The sequence below is a fragment of the Streptomyces sp. NPDC057950 genome (genome assembly GCF_042887295.1).
Taxonomy (GTDB): domain Bacteria; phylum Actinomycetota; class Actinomycetes; order Streptomycetales; family Streptomycetaceae; genus Streptomyces; species Streptomyces kaempferi.
Genome location: NZ_JBHVPP010000006.1, coordinates 148,121 through 167,716, shown reverse-complemented (window position 1 = coordinate 167,716; position 19,596 = coordinate 148,121). Strand labels below are relative to the sequence as shown.

General features: G+C 69.9%; 13 protein-coding genes. 7 read left to right on the top strand and 6 right to left on the bottom strand.

All coding sequences use genetic code 11. From position 1 onward, the window contains the following. Nucleotides 1–234 precede the first annotated feature (234 nt). The 4 genes from ACFVTC_RS13075 to ACFVTC_RS13060 all read right to left on the bottom strand — a co-directional run bounded on the left by ACFVTC_RS13075 (nt 235) and on the right by ACFVTC_RS13060 (nt 5,655). Nucleotides 235–1,851, bottom strand: a complete 1,617-nt coding sequence (locus ACFVTC_RS13075) for an FAD-dependent oxidoreductase (protein ID WP_390126645.1) — start codon at nt 1,849–1,851, stop codon at nt 235–237. A 19-nt stretch (nt 1,852–1,870) separates the two neighbouring features. Continuing rightward, nucleotides 1,871–3,409, bottom strand: a complete 1,539-nt coding sequence (gene glpK / locus ACFVTC_RS13070) for a glycerol kinase GlpK (protein ID WP_153291511.1) — start codon at nt 3,407–3,409, stop codon at nt 1,871–1,873. Nucleotides 3,410–3,569: 160 nt separating this feature from the next. Beyond that, nucleotides 3,570–4,358 (bottom strand): MIP/aquaporin family protein, encoded by a 789-nt coding sequence (locus ACFVTC_RS13065; protein WP_390126644.1) that lies wholly within the window; start codon nt 4,356–4,358, stop codon nt 3,570–3,572. Nucleotides 4,359–4,890: 532 nt separating this feature from the next. After that, complete coding sequence (locus ACFVTC_RS13060; RefSeq protein ID WP_390126643.1) at nt 4,891–5,655, bottom strand: IclR family transcriptional regulator; 765 nt, start codon at nt 5,653–5,655, stop codon at nt 4,891–4,893. A 271-nt stretch (nt 5,656–5,926) separates the two neighbouring features. Here ACFVTC_RS13060 and metH point away from each other — a divergent pair, with 271 nt between their 5' ends. The 4 genes from metH (at nt 5,927) to ACFVTC_RS13040 (ending at nt 14,153) form a co-directional block, all read left to right on the top strand. Beyond that, nucleotides 5,927–9,457: a methionine synthase gene (metH, locus tag ACFVTC_RS13055; RefSeq protein WP_390126642.1), complete on the top strand. Its 3,531-nt coding sequence runs from the start codon at nt 5,927–5,929 to the stop codon at nt 9,455–9,457. A 273-nt stretch (nt 9,458–9,730) separates the two neighbouring features. Beyond that, nucleotides 9,731–10,432: an HAD family hydrolase gene (locus ACFVTC_RS13050; protein WP_390126640.1), complete on the top strand. Its 702-nt coding sequence runs from the start codon at nt 9,731–9,733 to the stop codon at nt 10,430–10,432. Between the two features lie 445 nt (nt 10,433–10,877). Next, nucleotides 10,878–12,485, top strand: a complete 1,608-nt coding sequence (locus tag ACFVTC_RS13045) for an ABC transporter substrate-binding protein (protein WP_390126639.1) — start codon at nt 10,878–10,880, stop codon at nt 12,483–12,485. Between the two features lie 84 nt (nt 12,486–12,569). Next, entirely contained in the window at nt 12,570–14,153 is a 1,584-nt protein-coding gene (locus ACFVTC_RS13040; RefSeq protein ID WP_390126638.1) for an ABC transporter substrate-binding protein, read from the top strand. A gap of 94 nt (nt 14,154–14,247) precedes the next feature. On the opposite strand, the gene ACFVTC_RS13035 is transcribed toward ACFVTC_RS13040, so the two are convergent. Further along, nucleotides 14,248–14,919 carry a response regulator transcription factor gene (locus ACFVTC_RS13035; RefSeq protein ID WP_010988071.1) on the bottom strand — a complete coding sequence of 224 codons (672 nt, stop codon included), beginning with the start codon at nt 14,917–14,919 and terminating at the stop codon, nt 14,248–14,250. A 14-nt stretch (nt 14,920–14,933) separates the two neighbouring features. Then, nucleotides 14,934–15,839 carry a RecB family exonuclease gene (locus ACFVTC_RS13030; protein WP_390126637.1) on the bottom strand — a complete coding sequence of 302 codons (906 nt, stop codon included), beginning with the start codon at nt 15,837–15,839 and terminating at the stop codon, nt 14,934–14,936. 136 nt (nt 15,840–15,975) lie between these two features. Here ACFVTC_RS13030 and ACFVTC_RS13025 point away from each other — a divergent pair, with 136 nt between their 5' ends. From ACFVTC_RS13025 to ACFVTC_RS13015, 3 genes are all read left to right on the top strand, one after another. Then, nucleotides 15,976–17,814: a site-2 protease family protein gene (locus tag ACFVTC_RS13025; RefSeq protein WP_390126636.1), complete on the top strand. Its 1,839-nt coding sequence runs from the start codon at nt 15,976–15,978 to the stop codon at nt 17,812–17,814. Between the two features lie 55 nt (nt 17,815–17,869). Continuing rightward, a complete protein-coding gene (locus ACFVTC_RS13020) occupies nt 17,870–18,772 on the top strand; it encodes a tRNA (adenine-N1)-methyltransferase (protein ID WP_390126635.1) in 903 nt (300 codons plus the stop codon). A gap of 230 nt (nt 18,773–19,002) precedes the next feature. Then, the gene (locus tag ACFVTC_RS13015) at nt 19,003–19,578 is read left to right on the top strand and encodes a hypothetical protein (protein ID WP_390126634.1); all 576 of its coding nucleotides are present in this window, start codon (nt 19,003–19,005) and stop codon (nt 19,576–19,578) included. The last annotated feature ends 18 nt before the right edge of the window (nt 19,579–19,596 follow it).

Below are 19,596 nucleotides of genomic sequence, written 5' to 3'. Positions count from 1 at the left end.
AGCGCCCCCGGATCGAGGGCCCCGAGGACGGCGGTGCGACCCCTCATGCCTGTGAACGTGGGCGGGGCACCGGGGGGCTGACGGCGGTTCACCCGTGATCAGGCCCACAGTGGAGTGGCACTCCGTGCCGTGGCCCGCGGAGGGGGCGGCTCCCCCCGTGGGAGCCGCCCCCTCCGCGTGGTGCGAACCTCTGGTCCAACCGCTGGTGCTGTGCGTGGGACCGGTGTGTCCGGTCTACTTCTTGTCGAGCACGTCCTGCACCTTGGCGCGGACCTCGTCCGTGGCGAGACCGCGGATCGTCAGCGTCGTACGGCGGCGCAGCACGTCGTCCGCCGTCTCGGCCCACTCGTGGTCCCGGGCCCACACGACCTGCGCCCAGATCTCGGGGGCGTCCGGGTGGACGCGCTCGCCGAGTGCCGCGTCCTCGTTCGCCAGGCGCGCGATGTCGAAGGCCAGCGAGCCGTAGTGCGTCGCGAGGTGCCGGGCGGTGTCGGCGCCCATGCGCGGGCCGGGTGCCGGGCCGTCGACGAGCAGCCGGTGGGCGACCGCGCGCGGGTTGGCGACACCGGGCAGCGGCAGCTTCTTCGGCAGCGCGGAGATCGGCTCGAAGTCCTCGCCCAGCGGGTGGCCCGGCAGCGACTCCAGCTTCTTCATGACCGTACGGCCGATGTGCCGGAACGTGGTCCACTTGCCGCCCGCGACCGAGAGCATGCCGGCACGGCCTTCGGTGACGACCGTCTCGCGCTTCGCCTTCGAGGTGTCGCCGGGGCCGCCGGGCAGCACCCGCAGACCGGCGAAGGAGTACGTGATCAGATCGCGGGAGAGCTGCTGGTCGCGGATGGAGAACGCCGCCTCGTCGAGGATCTGGGCTATGTCCTTCTCGTTGACCGCGACCTCGCCCGGGTCCCCCTCGTACTCCTCGTCGGTGGTGCCGAGCAGCAGCATGTCCTCCCAGGGGAGGGCGAAGGTGATGCGGTACTTGTCGATCGGGGTCGCGAGCGCGGCCTTCCAGGGGGAGGTGCGCTTGAGGACCAGGTGCGCGCCCTTGGACAGGCGGATGGACGGTGCGGCGTGCGCGTCCTCCATCCGGCGCAGGTGGTCGACCCAGGGGCCGGTGGCGTTGAGGACGAGGCGCGCGTCGACGCCGAACTCGGCACCGTCCGTGCGGTCCTTCAGCTCCGCTCCCGTGACCCGGCCCCGGGTGAAGCGCAGAGCGGTCACCTCGGCGTGGTTGAGGACGACCGCGCCCGACTCGACGGCGGCGCGGACGGTCATCAGGGCCATCCGGGAGTCGTTCATCTGGTCGTCGCCGTACACCGCGACGGCCTTCAGGTTGTCCGTGCGCAGCTCCGGCACGTCCTGCGCCGCCTTCGACGGGCTGAGCAGGTGCCCCACGCCGTCACCGAACGCGGAGAGCGCCGAGTACGCGAACACACCGGCTCCGAGCTTCGCCGCGCCGTGCGGCCCGCCCTTGTACACGGGGAGGTAGAACGTGAGCGGGTTCGCCAGGTGGGGGGCCACCTGGCGGGAGACCGCACGGCGCTCGAAGTGGTTCTCCGCCACCAGCTTCACCGCGCCGGTCTGCAGGTAGCGCAGACCGCCGTGGAGAAGCTTGGAGGAGGCGGAGGAGGTGGCGCCGGCGAAGTCACCGGCGTCGACCAGGGCCACCCGCAGACCGGACTGCGCGGCGTGCCAGGCGGTGGAGATGCCCAGGATGCCGCCGCCGATCACGAGAAGGTCGTACGTCGCCTTGGAGAGTTGCTCCCGGGTCTCGGCCCGGCTCGGGTTCGAGCCGGAGGACGGGTGCGTACCGAGGGCAGGCACGGACTGCAGGGTGGACTGGCTGGTCATTGCGGGTTCTTACTCCTCGTCAGTTCTCGTCTTCGATCCAGCCCATGGTCCGCTCGACGGCCTTGAGCCAGCTCTTGTACTCACGGTCGCGGATGTCCGCGTCCATGTTGGGGGTCCACTCCGCGGCCCGGCGCCAGTTGGCGCGCAGGTCCTCGGTGTTGGACCAGAAGCCGACGGCGAGGCCGGCGGCGTAGGCGGCACCGAGGCAGGTGGTCTCGGCGACCATCGGGCGCACCACGGGGGCGTCCAGGAAGTCGGCGAGGGTCTGCATCAGCAGGTTGTTGGAGGTCATGCCGCCGTCGACCTTGAGGGCCGTGAGCTCGACGCCGGAGTCCTTGGTCATGGCGTCGGTGATCTCGCGGGTCTGCCAGGCGGTGGCCTCCAGGACGGCGCGCGCGATGTGCGCCTTGGTGACGTACCGGGTCAGGCCGGCGATCACACCGCGGGCGTCGGAGCGCCAGTAGGGGGCGAACAGACCGGAGAAGGCCGGTACGAAGTAGGCGCCGCCGTTGTCCTCGACCGACGACGCGAGGGTCTCGATCTCGGCGGCGGACTTGATCAGGCCCATCTGGTCGCGCATCCACTGCACCAGCGAACCGGTGACGGCGATGGAGCCCTCGAGGGCGTACACCGGAGCCTGGTCACCGATGCGGTAGCCGACGGTGGTCAGCAGACCCGAGTACGAGTTGATGATCTTGTCGCCGGTGTTCATCAGCATGAACGTGCCGGTGCCGTAGGTGGACTTGGCCTCACCCTCGGAGAAGCAGGTCTGGCCGAACAGGGCCGCCTGCTGGTCGCCGAGCGCGGAGGCGACCGGGATGCCGCCGAGCAGCTCGCCGAGCGGGCCTCCGGTGACCTCGCCGTAGACCTCGGCGGAGGAGCGGATCTCGGGGAGCATCGCCAGCGGGACGCCGATGGACTCGGCGATCTTCTCGTCCCACTCCAGGGTGTGCAGGTTCATCAGCATGGTGCGGGAGGCGTTGGTGACGTCGGTCACGTGGCGGCCGCCGTCGACACCGCCCGTCAGGTTCCAGATGACCCAGGTGTCCATCGTGCCGAAGAGGATGTCTCCGGCCTCGGCGCGCTCGCGCAGGCCCTCGACGTTGTCGAGCAGCCAGCGGGCCTTGGGGCCGGCGAAGTACGACGCGAGCGGCAGGCCGGTCTCGCGGCGGAAGCGGTCCTGGCCGACGTTGCGGCCGAGCTCCCTGCAGAGCGCGTCGGTGCGGGTGTCCTGCCAGACGATGGCGTTGTGGACGGGCTCACCGGTGTTCTTGTCCCACAGCAGCGTGGTCTCACGCTGGTTGGTGATGCCGATCGCCTTGATGTCGTCGCGGGTGATGCCGGCCTTCTCGATGGCCCCGGCGACGACCTCCTGGACGTTGGTCCAGATCTCGGTGGCGTCGTGCTCGACCCAGCCCGGCTTCGGGAAGATCTGCTCGTGCTCCTTCTGGTCGACGGAGACGATGCGGCCGTCGCGGTCGAAGACGATGCAGCGGGACGAGGTGGTGCCCTGGTCGATCGCGGCGATGAAGGGGCCGGCGGTGTGTGCGTCGGTCACGGTGTGCTCCTGAAGGTTCCGAATGGAAGGGCGGTGTCTACGTGTTTACGTCGCGCGGCTCTGGAGGTGCGGTAAGCGGTGCTTCGGGCGTGCCTCGAGGTGTTCGGCTCTTCGGCGGTGCTCCTGGGCGGTGTTCCCGAGCGGTGCTTCGGCGATGCTCCTAAGCGAAGGCGACGTTGTAGAGGCCTGCGGCGATCGCGCCGCCGATCAGCGGACCGACGACCGGGACCCAGGCGTAGCTCCAGTCGGAACCACCCTTGTTCGGCAGGGGGAGCAGGGCGTGCACGATGCGCGGACCGAGGTCACGGGCCGGGTTGATCGCGTAGCCGGTGGGGCCACCGAGGGAGAGACCGATCGACACGACCACGAGGGCGGTGATCAGCGCGCCCAGGGGGCCGAGGCCGTTGCCCTTGTCGTTCAGACCCTGGGTGAGGACCGCCAGCACCAGCACGACGGTGCCGATGATCTCCGTGGCGAGGTTCTGCACCGCGTTGCGGATCTCGGGGCCGGTGGAGAAGATGCCGAGCACCGGGCCGGCGGCCGGCTCCTCGGCCTCGACGGCCTTGGTGGCACGCTGCTCGTCGGTGCCGACGATCTCGGGGTCGGTCAGGTGAACCCGGAACTGCCCGTAGTACACGACCCAGACCAGCGTGGCACCGATCATGGCGCCCAGCAACTGGCCGCCCCAGTACACCGGCAGGTTGTTCCAGCCGCCGTCCTTGATGGTGAGCGCCAGCGTCACGGCCGGGTTCAGGTGCGCGCCGGACAGCGGCGCGGAGGTGTAGACGGCCGTGAGGACCGCGAAACCCCACCCGAAGGCGATGGCGAGCCAGCCGGCGTTACGGGCCTTCGAGGCCTTCAGCGTGACGGCGGCGCAGACGCCACCACCGAGCAGGATGAGTATGGCGGTACCTATGGTCTCGCCGATGAAGATGTCGGAGCTGGACACCCGCGACTCCTTTGTCCTTCGTCCAGGAAGCCGAACCCCGGGTCCCTCCGGTGGTTCGCGCCCTCGGGGGTGAGGGCGATGACGGCCGCTGGCACTGCCACACCCTAACGCTTTTGCCGTCAGGTGTTCGACAATGTCGACCGATGGACGGGAGTCTTGCTCCGGTGTTACCAGCTCGTCAAGGGTTCCGTTATCGAAAACACGATCGTTATTGATTGCTGTGAGCTATCGATCTTCTGGCGGGAGCGCATCGCACGCGAACGGGTACGTCGTGTGTGCGCCGGGCGTGTTCAGCGGGGGTGCGGGGCGTGATCCGCGGGGATGCCGGGCGTGTTCCGCAGGGGGGCGGGGGTGCGTTCCCCGTGCGGCCGGGCACGGGGAACGCGGGGACGCGCGCGAACACGCGAAAGGCCGGTACGTCGGCGACGTACCGGCCTGATGAGGGGGGATCGCGCGGGCAGGCCGCGGGCGCGCGCCCCCGGACACGCGAGCCGGCCGCGCGCGGGCGTCCGCGCGCCGCCGCCCGCGGGCGTCAGAACCGCCCGGCTCCCAGGTCCCGCGACACCGCGCGGGCGCAGTCCCGCACCGCCGCGATCAGCTCGGGGCGCAGCTCCCCGTCCTTGCAGACCCGTTCCACGGCCCCGGTGATGCCCACCGCGCCGACCGGCATGCTCCGCCGGTTGTGGATCGGGGCCGCGACCGAGGCGACGCCCGTCCAGGTCTCCTCGACGTCGTCCGCGTACCCGCGGGCCCGGGTCAGGTCGAGAACCCCCTCGAACTGCTCCAGCGCGCTGACCGTCCGGGCCGTGAACTCGTTGCGCTCGGCCTCCAGGACCTCGCTGTGCGCCACCGGGTCGTACGCCGACAGGACCTTGCCCAGCGCCGTGGAGTGCAGCGGCTGCATGGCCCCGACCTCCAGCACCTGGCGGCTGTCGTCGGGCCGGAACACGTGGTGCACGATCAGCACCCCCTGTTGGTGCAGGACCCCCAGGTAGACGCTCTCCCCGCTGGAACGGGCCAGGTCGTCGGTCCACACCAGCGCCCGCGCCCGCAGTTCGTGCACGTCCAGATAGGTGGTCCCGAGGCGCAGCAGTTCGGCGCCGAGCTGGTAGCGCCCGGACACGGTGTCCTGTTCGACGAAGCCCTCCTGCTGGAGGGTGCGCAGTATGCCGTGAGCCGTGCCTTTGGCCAGGCCCAGCGACGAGGCGATGTCGGACAGGCCGAGCTGTCGCTCGCCGCCCGCGAGCAGGCGCAGCATCGCCGCCGCCCGTTCGAGCGACTGGATGTTCCGTGCCATCGCCGTGCTGCCTCCGTTCCCCTTGGGCCGTTGGCGGGCCCCTGCGCTGCCGCCGTTCGGCAATGTCGAACACTACCGTTCGCCGACGAGCTCTCGCTAATAGGTGGTCGCAAGATGTCCCGTCTGTCTTAACACCCCCGTCGCCTCCGCCACGCGCGTCCGTCCTCTGGACGCCGCCGACCCTCCGGTGGTGCTCCGGGCTACCCTGACGGCGTGCGCCTTCCATGGGAAGCGCAAAGCCGACAGCCGTCGCACTCCAGGGAGCACCTTCATGGCTTCGTTGCCGAACCCGTCCCCTTCGTCCGAGCTCGCCGAGAACCGGACCCGTATCGCCGCACTGCGCGAGGCCCTCGCAGGCCGTGTCGTGGTGGCCGACGGCGCGATGGGCACGATGCTGCAGGCGCAGGATCCGACGCTGGAGGACTTCGAGAACCTCGAAGGCTGCAACGAGATCCTGAACCTCACCCGGCCCGACATCGTCCGTTCGGTCCACGAGGCCTATTTCGATGTGGGCGTCGACTGCGTCGAGACGAACACCTTCGGGGCGAACCACTCGGCCATGGCCGAGTACGACATCGCCGACCGTGTCCTCGAACTGTCCGAGGCGGGAGCCCGGATCGCCCGCGAGGTCGCGGACGACTTCACCTCCCGTGACGGCCGCCGGCGCTGGGTCCTCGGCTCCATCGGCCCCGGCACCAAGCTGCCGACCCTCGGTCACGTCGCCTACGGCACACTGCGCGACGGCTTCCAGGCCAACGCCGAGGGACTGATCGCCGGCGGCGCCGACGCCCTGATCGTCGAGACCACCCAGGACCTGCTGCAGACCAAGGCATCCCTGCTGGGCGCCCGCCGCGCCATGGAGGCACTCGGACTCGACCTCCCGCTGCTGTGCTCGATGGCGTTCGAGACGACCGGCACCATGCTGCTGGGCTCCGAGATCGGCGCCGCGCTCACCGCGCTGGAGCCGCTCGGCATCGACATGATCGGCCTGAACTGCTCGACCGGCCCCGCCGAGATGAGCGAACACCTGCGTTATCTCACCCGGCACTCCCGCATCCCGCTGCTCTGTATGCCGAACGCGGGCCTGCCGGTCCTGACCAAGGACGGCGCGCACTTCCCGCTCGGCCCCGAGGGCCTCGTCGACGCGCAGGAGAACTTCGTCCGCGACTACGGCCTGTCCCTGGTCGGCGGCTGCTGCGGTACGACGCCCGAGCACCTGCGCCGGCTCGTCGAGCGGGTACGGGGGGTCGAGCCCACCGAACGTCACCCGCAGCCCGAACCCGGCGCCGCGTCGCTCTACCAGACCGTGCCGTTCCGCCAGGACACTGCGTACATGGCGATCGGCGAGCGCACCAACGCCAACGGTTCGAAGAAGTTCCGTGAGGCGATGCTGGCGGCCCGCTGGGACGACTGCGTGGAGATGGCCCGCGACCAGATCCGCGAGGGCGCCCACATGCTCGACCTCTGCGTCGACTACGTCGGCCGGGACGGCGTCGCGGACATGGAGGAGCTCGCCGGACGCTTCGCCACCGCCTCGACGCTGCCCATCGTCCTCGACTCGACCGAGGTCGAGGTCATCCGCGCGGGCCTGGAGAAGCTCGGCGGCCGGGCCGTCATCAACTCCGTCAACTACGAGGACGGCGACGGCCCCGAGTCGCGCTTCGCGAAGGTGACCGGGCTGGCCCGGGAGCACGGCGCCGCGCTGATCGCGCTGACCATCGACGAGGAGGGCCAGGCCCGCACCGTCGAGACCAAGGTCGCCATCGCCGAACGGCTGATCGAGGACCTGACGGCGAACTGGGGCATCCACGAGTCGGACATCCTCATCGACACCCTGACCTTCACCATCTGCACCGGTCAGGAGGAGTCCCGGAAGGACGGCATCGCGACGATCGAGGCGATCCGCGAGCTGAAGCGGCGCCGCCCGGACGTCCAGACCACGCTGGGCCTGTCGAACATCTCCTTCGGCCTCAACCCGGCGGCCCGCGTCCTGCTCAACTCGGTCTTCCTCGACGAGTGCGTCAAGGCCGGCCTCGACTCCGCGATCGTGCACGCGAGCAAGATCCTGCCCATCGCGCGTTTCGACGAGGAGCAGGTCACCACGGCTCTCGACCTCATTTACGACCGGCGCGCCGAGGGATACGACCCGCTGCAGAAGCTGATGGCGCTGTTCGAGGGCGCCACCACCAAGTCGCTGAAGGCGGGCAGGGCCGAGGAACTCGCCGCGCTGCCCCTGGACGAACGGCTCAAGCGGCGCATCATCGACGGCGAGAAGAACGGCCTGGAGGACGACCTCGCCGAGGCGCTCCAGGACCGCCCCGCCCTCGACATCGTCAACGAGACGCTCCTCGACGGCATGAAGGTGGTCGGCGAACTGTTCGGCTCCGGCCAGATGCAGCTGCCGTTCGTGCTCCAGTCCGCCGAGGTCATGAAGGCCGCGGTGGCCTACCTCGAACCGCACATGGAGAAGTCGGACTCCGAGGGCAAGGGCACCATCGTCCTGGCCACCGTGCGCGGAGACGTCCACGACATCGGCAAGAACCTCGTCGACATCATCCTGTCCAACAACGGCTACAACGTCGTCAACCTCGGCATCAAGCAGCCGGTCTCCGCGATCCTGGACGCCGCCGAGGAGCACCGGGCCGACGTGATCGGGATGTCCGGCCTGCTGGTCAAGTCCACGGTGATCATGAAGGAGAACCTGGAGGAGCTCAACCAGCGCGGGCTGTCCGCCGACTACCCGGTCATCCTCGGCGGCGCGGCCCTGACCAGGGCGTACGTCGAACAGGACCTGTACGAGATCTACGAGGGTGAGGTCCGCTACGCCCGCGACGCGTTCGAGGGCCTGCGCCTGATGGACGCGCTGATCGGGGTCAAGCGGGGCGTGCCCGGGGCCGTGCTGCCCGAACTGAAGCAGCGCCGGGTGCGGGCGGCCGCCGCGCAGACCGTGGTCGAGGAGCGCCCGGAGGAGGGGCACATCCGCTCCGACGTCGCCGTCGACAACCCCGTGCCCACTCCGCCGTTCTGGGGCACCCGCGTCATCAAGGGAATCCAGCTCAAGGAGTACGCGTCCTGGCTGGACGAGGGCGCGCTGTTCAAGGGCCAGTGGGGTCTGAAGCAGGCCCGTACGGGCGAGGGACCGACGTACGAGGACCTCGTCGAGACGGAGGGCCGGCCGCGGCTGCGCGGTCTGCTGGACAAGCTGCAGACCGACAACCTGCTCGAAGCGGCCGTCGTCTACGGCTACTTCCCGTGCGTGTCCAAGGACGACGACCTGATCCTGCTGGACGAGCAGGGCAACGAGCGCACCCGGTTCACCTTCCCGCGCCAGCGCCGCGGACGGCGGCTGTGCCTGGCCGACTTCTTCCGGCCCGAGGAGTCCGGTGAGACGGATGTCGTCGGCCTCCAGGTCGTCACCGTCGGCTCCAGGATCGGCGAGGAGACCGCCAAGCTCTTCGAGTCCAACTCCTACCGCGACTACCTCGAACTGCACGGCCTGTCCGTGCAGTTGGCTGAGGCGCTCGCCGAGTACTGGCACGCCCGCGTCCGTTCGGAGCTCGGCTTCGCGGGGGAGGACCCGGCGGTCGTCGAGGACATGTTCGCCCTCAAGTACCGGGGCGCCCGCTTCTCCCTCGGCTACGGCGCCTGCCCCGACCTGGAGGACCGCGCGAAGATCGCCGAACTCCTGGAGCCCGAGCGCATCGGCGTACACCTCTCGGAGGAGTTCCAGCTGCACCCCGAGCAGTCCACGGACGCCATCGTGATCCACCACCCGGAGGCGAAGTACTTCAACGCGCGCTGAGGCGTGTTGCGTGATTCCCGCCCGCCCCGTGCCGCGACAGGCGGCGTCCGCCCCGGTCGCGCGAACGCCCCCGCCGCGGCACCAGGGGTCCCTTCGTGCCCTCCCGTCCGGAGGTGATCGCCGGACGGCCCAGGGCCGTGTCACGCGTCGCGCGGGTGTCGAGAGGCACTCTGGCCACGGGAGACGTACACTGGTCGGTCCACCGCAGGCCGGTCGCCCCTCGCTCTCCGAAGGGTGACCGGCCTGATCGTCCCCCCAAGGAGGTGCGCCAGGATGACCAGCACGGTCCCCGCGCTCGGTACCCGTACGGCCGAAGGCTCCGCACTGCAAGCCGTACTCCTCGACATGGACGGCACCCTGGTGGACACCGAGGGCTTCTGGTGGGACGTCGAGGTCGAGATCTTCAGGACCCTCGGGCACGCCCTCGACGAATCCTGGCGCCAGGTGGTCGTCGGCGGCCCCATGACCCGCAGCGCCAACTTCCTGATCGAGGCCACCGGCGCCGACATCACCTTCGACGAGCTCTCGGTGCTGCTGAACGACGGCTTCGAGCGCCGTATCGGCGTGGCCCTGCCGCTGATGCCGGGCGCGACCCGGCTCCTCGCGGAGCTCGCGGCGCACGAGGTTCCCACCGCACTGGTCTCCGCCTCGCACCGGCGCATCATCGACCGGATCCTGGCCTCGCTCGGACCCCAGTACTTCGCGCTGACCGTCGCGGGCGACGAGGTGGAGCGGACGAAGCCGTTCCCCGACCCGTATCTGCTGGCCGCCGCCGGTCTCGGCGTGGATCCGGCCAGATGCGCGGTCATCGAGGACACCGCCACCGGCGTCGCGGCCGCCGAGGCCGCGGGCTGCCAGGTGGTCGCCGTACCCTCGGTCGCGCCCATCGCCCCCGCCGCCCGCCGCACGGTCGTGACCTCGCTGGAAGAGGTCGACCTGGCCTTTCTGCGCGGCCTGATGACGGAAATGCGCTAGCCGTTCACCCAGCGTGCGTATCCGAAAGATCGGATTGCCGTGGCGTATCCAGGGGTAGGCGGAACGGAGCCGTCGCGGGTAATTCGACCCATGGGCGGATGGCCGAATTCCGGTACGTCCGGGCCAAGTTGACCATGTGATGTTCGTCACGTGGCAGAGGGTCGACAGAGCGCTCGCTGTGTGCCGTTGTCCCCTTTTCGGGGGTGATCGGGACGTCCTTGTGTCCCGATTGGTGGAACGCTGCACGAATCCTTCCGCTGTCGGGTTATCGGTGCGTCCACGCCCGGTTTCGCAGCGTGATGGGAACTCAACTCCGGTCTCTGTGAGCTGCCCTGGCGGTGCGGACTAATGTCATCGCGAGAACCTCGCCATAACCCCCGTGACTCGCCCGCACCACCCCTGTATGGCGTGTACATGGACACGACAGCTCTGGAGAAACTCGAGCATGAACCGCAAGACTTTGGTGCTGCCGGCCGTTGTGGGTCTGCTCGCCCCGGTGCTCGCCGCGTGTGGCGGTTCCGACAGCGGGGGCAACAGCGGTGATGTGATCGTCATCGGCACCACGGACGGGTTCACCGCATCGAAGGATGCCCCGGCTCCTTTTGACCCGGCGTACGCGTACGACGTCGGTACCTGGAACGTCCTGCGTCAGACGGTGCAGACGCTGATGGTCCAGCCCCGCGGTGACGGCGATCCCCAGCCCGAGGCTGCCGAGAGCTGCGGTTTCACCGACTCCGGCAACGAGCGCTACGCGTGCAAGCTGCGTGAGGGCCTGAAGTTCGCGAGCGGTGACCCGATCACCGCCAAGGACGTGAAGTTCTCGATCGACCGCGCGATGGCGATCAAGGCCGACAGCGGTGTGTTCGCGCTGCTGTCCACCGTCGACACGGTCGAGGCGCAGGGCGACCGCGAGGTGATCTTCCACCTCAAGAGCGCGGACGCGACCTTCCCGTTCAAGCTGTCGACCCCGGTCGCCGGCATCGTGAACCCCAAGGACTACGACAAGGGCAAGCTGCGCGACGGGTTCCAGGTCGACGGCTCCGGCCCGTACACCCTTGAGGCCGATGTCAAGAACGACGCGGCGGTCAAGATGGTCTTCACCAAGAACCCGAACTACAAGGGTCTGCTGAAGCCGAAGAACGACAAGGTCGAGATGCGGTCCTTCGCCAGCGCGGACGCCATGGGCGCCGCCCTCGGCAAGGGCGACATCGACCTGATGACCCGTTCGATGTCGCCGGAGCAGATCAAGAAGCTCGGCAACCTCGGCACGGACGGCAACATCGACCTCGTCGAGATGCCCGGTCTCGAGATCCGCTACCTCGGCTTCAACACCGACGACCCGTCGGTGAAGAACAAGGCCGTCCGCCAGGCGATGGCCGAGGTCATCAACCGCGGCGATCTGGTCTCCAAGGTGTACGGCTCGCAGGCCGAGCCGCTGTACTCGCTCGTCCCGGCCACCATCACCGGCCACTCGAACTCGTTCTTCAACAAGTACGGCGACCCGAGCGTGGCCAGGGCCACCACGACGCTGTCCAAGGCGGCCATCACCACGCCGGTGAAGCTCACCCTGCACTACACGACCGACCACTACGGTACGGCCACCAAGCAGGAGTTCGAGGTGCTGAAGCAGCAGCTCAACGCCTCCGGCCTGTTCCAGGTCGACGTCAAGGGCACGCCCTGGGAGACGTTCCGCCCGGCCGAGCAGAAGGGCAAGTACCAGGTCTACGGCATGGGCTGGTTCCCCGACTTCCCGGACGCCGACAACTACCTGGCGCCGTTCCTCGACAAGGACAACACCCTCGGTTCCCCGTACGTGAACACCAGGATCCGCGGCACGCTGATCCCGGACTCGCGTCGCGAGGCCGACCGTCTCACCGCGTCGAAGAGCCTTACGGAGATACAGAACATAGTGGCCGATGAGGTGCCGATCCTGCCGCTGTGGCAGGGTAAGCAGTACATCGCCGCGCGGGACGACATCACGGGTGCCGAATGGGCCCTCAACTCCTCCTCGACGCTCCAGCTGTGGGAGCTCGGTCGCGGCGTGGGCGGCTGACCGGTCCTCCAGGAGCGTCCGGCCGCCCCGGACCGGCGTCCGCCGGACCGGCGCTCCAGAGAACCAATGACAAGGCACCTCCTCGTGAACATGCGCAACCAATGGCCAGTCCTGTCCGTCGCGACGGGGCTGGCCATCGGCCTGCTCGCAGGCTGCGGCTCGGAAACGGGCGGCACCGGGAGCACCGGCTCCTCCGTCGTGATCGGGATGTCCGACGACGTCCTGGCCACCGACCCGGCGTCCGGGTACGACTCCGGGTCCTGGCTGTTGTTCAACAACGTCTTCCAGTCGCTGCTGAGCTTCTCCAACGGCGCCACGGAGCCGTCGCCCGAAGCCGCCAAGGAGTGCTCGTTCTCGGGCACCGGGACCACGGTCTACACCTGCACCCTCAGGGACGGCCTGAAGTTCAGCAACGGCGACCCGCTCACCTCGAAGGACGTCAAGTTCTCCTTCGACCGCATGCTGAACATCGCGGACCCCGCCGGTCCCGCGGTCATGTTCCCCATGCTCGACTCCGTGCGGGCCCCGGACGCCAGGACGGTGGTCTTCAAGCTCAAGTACGCCGACGCCACCTTCCCTAGCAAGATAGCCTCCGGCGCCGGCTCGATCGTCGACCACCGGCAGTACGCCGGGAACGGGCTGCGCGCGGACCACCAGGCGGTCGGCTCGGGCCCGTACAAGCTGGACTCCTTCGACAAGGACCAGGCCGTCTTCTCGGTCAACGACAGCTACCGGGGCACCGCCAAGGTGAAGAACTCCGGTGTCACGCTGAGGTTCTTCCACGGCGCCCAGAACGCCCTGCGGACAGCGGTGCTCGACCACCGGGTCGACGTCGCCTACCGGGGTCTGGCCGCCGACAGCATCGCGGACATCACCAACGACACCTCCACCGGCAGCGGCGTCAGCGTCGTCGAGGGCAACAGCGCCGAGGTGCAGCACCTGGTCTTCAACATGCACGACCCGGTGGCCGGCAAGCTCGGCGTGCGCAAGGCCATCGCCTATCTGCTCGACCGGGTGGCCCTCGTCGACGAGGTCTACCAGGGCACGGCGACACCGCTCTACTCGATCATCCCGGCCGGGATCACGGGCCACGACACGGCCTTCTTCGACACCTACGGTGGCCGCCCGTCGAAGGAGAAGGCCGCGGCGGCGCTCAAGGACGAGGGCATCACCGGCAAGGTCGCCCTGACGCTCTGGTCGACCCCGTCGCGCTACGGCCCCGCCACCGACCAGGAGTTCAGGGCGATCGCCCAGCAGCTCAACGCCAGCGGGCTGTTCCACGCGACCGTGAAGTCCGTCGCCTACGGCCGGTACGAGAAGGACGTCGCCCGCGGCAAGTACGGCGTCTACGTGAAGGGCTGGGTGCCCGACTACCCGGACCCCGACAACTTCACGGCCCCCTTCTTCGGCAAGGGCAACGTGCTGCAGAACAACTACACCAACAGCACCGTCACCGGTCGTCTCATCCCGAAGACGGCCGCCCAGAGCAACCGCTCCTCCACCGATGCCGAGTACGGCAAGATCCAGGACATCGTGGCCGAGCAGCTCCCGGTCATCCCCGTCTGGCAGGCCAAGCAGTACGCGGTCGTGCGGGACAACGTCTACGGCGTGGAGAACTGCCTCGACAGCTCTACCGTGTTCCGGTTCTGGGAGATCAGCAAGGACTGAGCACGCCCGTGCACACTCGCCCGTACACGACCGTGGGCGCCTTCCTCCAGGACGTACTGGGAGGAAGGCGCCCACGGTCGTGCCACCGGCGGGGTCACTGCGCGCCGGGTCGCACCAACCCGCTCTCGTACGCGTACACCGCGGCCTGCACCCGGTCGCGCAGACCCAGCTTGGTGAGGACGTGGCCCACATGCGTCTTGACGGTGGTCTCGCTGACGAACAGGTCGGCGGCGATCTCCGCGTTCGACAGACCGCGCGCCACCAGCTTCAGCACCTCCACCTCGCGCTCGGTGAGGGTGTGCAGGGTGTCGGGCACCGGCTCGTCGCCGGACGGCAGATGACCCGCGTACTTGTCCAGGAGCCGGCGTGTGATGCTCGGGGCGAGCATCGCCTCGCCCGCGGCGACCACCCTGATCGCCTGCACCAGCTCGTTGGCCGGAGCGTCCTTCAGGAGGAAACCACTGGCGCCGGCCCGCAGCGCCTCCACCACGTACTCGTCGAGGTCGAAGGTCGTCAGGACGAGCACCTTGGCCGGGCCGTCCCGCCCCGGGCCGGTGATCTGCCGGGTCGCCTCCACCCCGTCCATCCGTGGCATGCGGATGTCCATCAGAACCACATCGGGCTGCAGGGCACGCACCTGATCCAGTGCCTGGAGACCGTCACCGGCCTCGCCGACGACCGCCAGATCCTGCTCGGCCTCCAGAATCATCCGGAAGCCGGTGCGCAGCAGCGGCTGGTCGTCGACCAGTAGGACGCGGATGGCCACGTAAGTCTCCTTCGCTAGTCCGGCCCCATTCTGCCCTGCTCGGTACCGCCCGACTCGGGCGCCCTGACCGGGAGTGGATACGGCGGGGGAGTACCGCCGAATTCCGGACACACCGCCTGGTGGTCGCACCAGCCGCAGAGTTTGGTGGGACGCGGCCGCCAGTCACCCGTCTCGGTGGCCTCACGGATCGCCTCCCACAGCGCGAGCAGCTTGCGCTCGACCCGCTCCAGGTCCGCGATCGCCGGGTCGTACGTCAGTACGTCGCCGCTGCCGAGGTAGACGAGCTGGAGACGGCGCGGGACCACTTGCTTCAGCCGCCACACCACCAGGGCGTAGAACTTCATCTGGAACAGCGCGCCCTCGGCGTACTCGGGCCGGGGGGCCTTGCCCGTCTTGTAGTCGACGATCCTGACCTCGCCCGTCGGCGCCACGTCGACGCGGTCGATGATGCCGCGCAGCTTCAGCCCCGAGTCGAGCCGGGCCTCGATGAACAGCTCGCGCTCGGCGGGCTCGAGCCGGGTCGGGTCCTCCAGGCTGAACCAGCGCTCCACCAGCCGTTCCGCCTCGCCGAGCCAACGCGTCAGCCGCTCACCCTCTGGGTCGTCGGCGAACAGCTCCACGACCTCGGGCCGGGTCTCGCGCAGCCGGTCCCACTGGCCGGGGATGAGGGACTTGGCACGCGGGGCCGTCCGCTCCGTCGCCGGGGAGTCGAAGAGCCGCTCCAGCACCGCGTGCACCAGCGTGCCCCGGGTGGCCGCCTCGCTCGGCTTCTCGGGGAGCTTGTCGATCACCCGGAACCGGTAGAGCAGCGGGCACTGCATGAAGTCGCTGGCGCGCGAGGGCGACAGCGACGCCGGCGGCACGGCCGTGACAGCCGCGGTCGGCTCGGGCGGGACGGCGCCCTCGGTGCTGGTCTCCATGTCCCAAGACCTTACGGCCCGCCACTGACAGTGAGTGCACGCGAGGGACTGGTGCGACGGCACGGAAAACAGAGGGGGTGCCGGGGCGGAACGTGTCGCGACCGACGCATACCATCGACCACAGACCCTGCTTCGCATGATCGGGAGCGGGAGACGCTTCGAACGAGGGGACATCGTGGACGAGAGCGGCGGGAGCGGGCAGCCGCGATCCGGCACCGACGAAGCGACCGAGCGCCACGAGGGGTCCCAGACCCCCGCCGGGCCGGCCGCGGACGCCACGCGACCCGGACCGGACCGGGACGAGCGCCCCACGGGGCAGCCGCCCGCCGACCCGAACACCCCCGCCCCCGACCCGACCCGCGCGCACCCTGGGCCCACCGGCGGACCCGGGCCGCACGGCACCTCCGACTACGGGCCCGGGGCGCAGGACTCCTCCACGAGCCGGCCCGAGCCGCACGAGACCTCCGCGAACGGATCCGGGACCGAGGGTGACGCGCCTGACGCGACCACATCCCCCACCGCTCCCTCCACCGCTCCCGCTCCCCCCACCGCTCCCGCTCCCTCCACCGCTCCCGCTCCCTCCACCGCTCCCGCTCCCTCCACCGCTTCCCCCACCGCTCCCGCTCCCGCGACGCACCACGGCCCCGCGGGCGAGGCGGACCCCGCGGCCGCGTCCCCGCCCCCGGCGTCCCACGAACCCGACCGGCCCACCGGCACGGACACCACCGCACACCACCGCACCCTCGCCCAGTCCGGTACCGGGACCGGTACCGGTACGGACGCCGACGGTGGTCGCGGGCAGAAGCCCCCGCGCCGCCGCAGGGAGCCCGGTGGCGGACTGCTGATGGGACGTCCGTTCGGCGTACCTGTCTACGTGGCGCCCAGCTGGTTCCTCGTCGCCGCGCTGATCACCTGGGTGTTCGGCGGCCAGCTCGACCGCGTGCTGCCCGAACTCGGCGCCCTGCGCTACCTCGTCTCCCTCTTCTTCGCGGTCGCCTTCTACGCCTCCGTGCTGGTCCACGAGCTGGCCCACACGGTCGCCGCCCTGCGCTTCAAACTGCCGGTGCGCCGGATCCAGCTGCAGTTCTTCGGCGGGGTGTCCGAGATCGAGAAGGAGGCCGAGACCCCGGGCCGGGAGTTCGTGCTGTCCTTCGTCGGACCGCTGCTCTCGCTGGTCCTCTCCGGCCTCTTCTACCTCGCCATGCTCGCCGTCGAGCCCGGCACGGTCCCCGGTGTCCTGCTCGCCGGCCTGATGATCTCCAACCTGATCGTGGCCGCCTTCAACCTGCTCCCCGGCCTTCCCCTGGACGGCGGCCGGATGCTCCGCGCCGTCGTCTGGAAGATCACCGGCAGGCCGATGAGCGGCACCGTCGCGGCGGCCTGGGTCGGCCGCGCGCTCGCCGTCTCCGTCCTGATCGGCCTGCCCCTGCTCACCCAGTCCGGAGCGCTCGGCGAAACCCAGGACAACATCGGCGGCATGGACACGGTCACCGACGCCCTGCTGGCCGCGATCCTCGCCGCCATCATCTGGACCGGCGCCGGCAACAGCCTGCGCATGGCCCGTCTGCGCGAACACCTGCCCGAACTGCGGGCCCGCTCGCTCACCCGGCGAGCGGTCCCGGTCGAGACCAGCACCCCTCTCTCCGAGGCGCTGCGCCGCGCCAACGACGCGGGCGCCCGCGCCCTGGTCGTCGTCGACGCCAACGGCGAGCCCCTCTCCCTGGTGCGCGAGGCCGCCATCGTCGGCGTACCGGAGCACCGCCGCCCCTGGGTGGCCGTCAGCGGCCTGGCCCAGGACATCACCGACGGCATGCGCGTCTCCGCGGAGCTCGCGGGCGAGCCACTCCTCGACGTCCTGCGCGCGAACCCCGCGACCGAGTACCTGGTGGTGGAGGACTCGGGCGAGATCTACGGGGTCCTCTCGGCGGCGGACGTCGAGCGCGCCTTCGTCAAGGCGATGGCCAGGCCCTCCTGAACGGGCCCCATCGGCCATGGTCGGCGCCCCGCGCGGGGACCGGTAGGCTGTTCACATGTCCGAACCGACCGGTGCCGCCCGCAGGCGCGGGCCCTTCAAGGTCGGGGACCAGGTTCAGCTGACCGACCCCAAGGGCCGCCACTACACGTTCACGCTCGAGGCCGGGAAGAATTTCCACACCCACAAGGGTTCCTTCCCGCACGACGAGCTGATCGGTGCTCCCGAGGGCAGCGTTGTCCGCACCACGGGGAACGTCGCCTATCTCGCGCTGCGCCCCCTGCTCCCCGACTACGTCCTGTCCATGCCCCGCGGTGCCGCCGTGGTCTACCCCAAGGACGCGGGGCAGATCCTGGCCTTCGCGGACATCTTCCCCGGCGCACGCGTCGTGGAGGCGGGCGTCGGCTCCGGCTCGCTCAGCAGCTTCCTGCTGCGTGCCATCGGCGACCAGGGCATGCTGCACTCCTACGAGCGCCGCGAGGACTTCGCCGAGATCGCCCAGCAGAACGTGGAGCGCTATTTCGGCGGCCCGCACCCCGCCTGGCAGCTCACCGTGGGCGACCTCCAGGACAACCTGAGCGACACCGAGGTCGACCGCGTCATCCTCGACATGCTCGCCCCCTGGGAGTGCCTGGAGGCCGTCTCCAAGGCGCTCGTCCCCGGCGGCATCCTGTGCTGCTACGTGGCGACGACCACCCAGCTCGCGCGGACCGTCGAGTCCATCCGCGAGATCGGCTCCTTCAACGAGCCGACCGCCTGGGAGTCGATGATCCGCAACTGGCACATCGAGGGACTCGCCGTCCGCCCGGACCACCGGATGATCGGTCACACCGGCTTCCTGCTCACCGCCCGCCGCCTCGCGGACGGCGTCGAGCCGCCCATGCGCCGGCGCCGCCCCGCCAAGGGCGCCTACGGCGAGGACTACTCCGGTCCCAACGCCGACGGCGGCGCCGCCCGCTGATCCGGCCGGCGTCCCCGCCGCGCGCGTACCCAACGCTGCACCCCTGTGGCCGAGTTCCCGGAGACACCCGGGGACCCGGCCACAGGGCTTTTCGCAACTGGGGCAGGGCGCGATTCTGTTGACGCGCCGCCAGAAGTCCGGACCCCGCCGTTCCGCCCGACTGTGACGTGTGGCACCATGCTGGCCACTCCACCCCCACACCGGCACAGCCCTCCCAGGAGACGCTCCCAGTGCAGCAATCCGTCGTCCCGGAACTGGCACACACGCACACCCGTCCCATCCACTGGCTGGCGACGGCCACCGCCGTGGCCGGCGTCGTCGCCCTGTCCTCGGTCGTCCAGCCCGGATCGGCCACGGCGGCCCAGCCCGGCCCGGGGGCGAAGGCCGCTCCGGCCGCGATCGCGCCCCCGGACCCCGCGGCCGTCACCTTCCCGGTCGATTGCGGGCCCACCGAGGTCGTCGTGCAGAAGAAGGCTTCGGGAGACCTCGACGGCGACGGCAGCCCGGAGACGGTCGCCGTGGTCCGCTGCGACGCGGGCTCCGGCACCCCGCCCAACGGTGTCTATGTCCTCACCCAGGGCGGGGCGGCGAAGAAACCCCGGATCGTCGCCACCCTGGTCGACCCGAAGGACCGGCTGAGCGTCACGGGCTTCGCCGTACGTGACGGCGCCGTCACCGCGACCCTGCTCGGCTACTCGTCGGCCGACGTGCCGAGTTGCTGTCCGGACGTGAAGGACCGGGCCAAGTGGCAGTGGAAGAACGGAGCGTTCATCCGCTCGACGCCTTCCGACGCCCAGAGCATATGAGAAGAATGTGAGAAAAGA

Coding starts and splice junctions, on each gene's coding strand:
- ACFVTC_RS13020 (WP_390126635.1), top strand. CDS start 17,870: ATGTCCGAACCGACCGGTGCCGCCCGCAGGCGCGGGCCCTTCAAGGTC.
- metH (WP_390126642.1), top strand. CDS start 5,927: ATGGCTTCGTTGCCGAACCCGTCCCCTTCGTCCGAGCTCGCCGAGAAC.
- ACFVTC_RS13030 (WP_390126637.1), bottom strand. CDS start 15,839: ATGGAGACCAGCACCGAGGGCGCCGTCCCGCCCGAGCCGACCGCGGCT.
- ACFVTC_RS13025 (WP_390126636.1), top strand. CDS start 15,976: ATGATCGGGAGCGGGAGACGCTTCGAACGAGGGGACATCGTGGACGAG.
- ACFVTC_RS13075 (WP_390126645.1), bottom strand. CDS start 1,851: ATGACCAGCCAGTCCACCCTGCAGTCCGTGCCTGCCCTCGGTACGCAC.
- ACFVTC_RS13050 (WP_390126640.1), top strand. CDS start 9,731: ATGACCAGCACGGTCCCCGCGCTCGGTACCCGTACGGCCGAAGGCTCC.
- ACFVTC_RS13060 (WP_390126643.1), bottom strand. CDS start 5,655: ATGGCACGGAACATCCAGTCGCTCGAACGGGCGGCGGCGATGCTGCGC.
- ACFVTC_RS13045 (WP_390126639.1), top strand. CDS start 10,878: ATGAACCGCAAGACTTTGGTGCTGCCGGCCGTTGTGGGTCTGCTCGCC.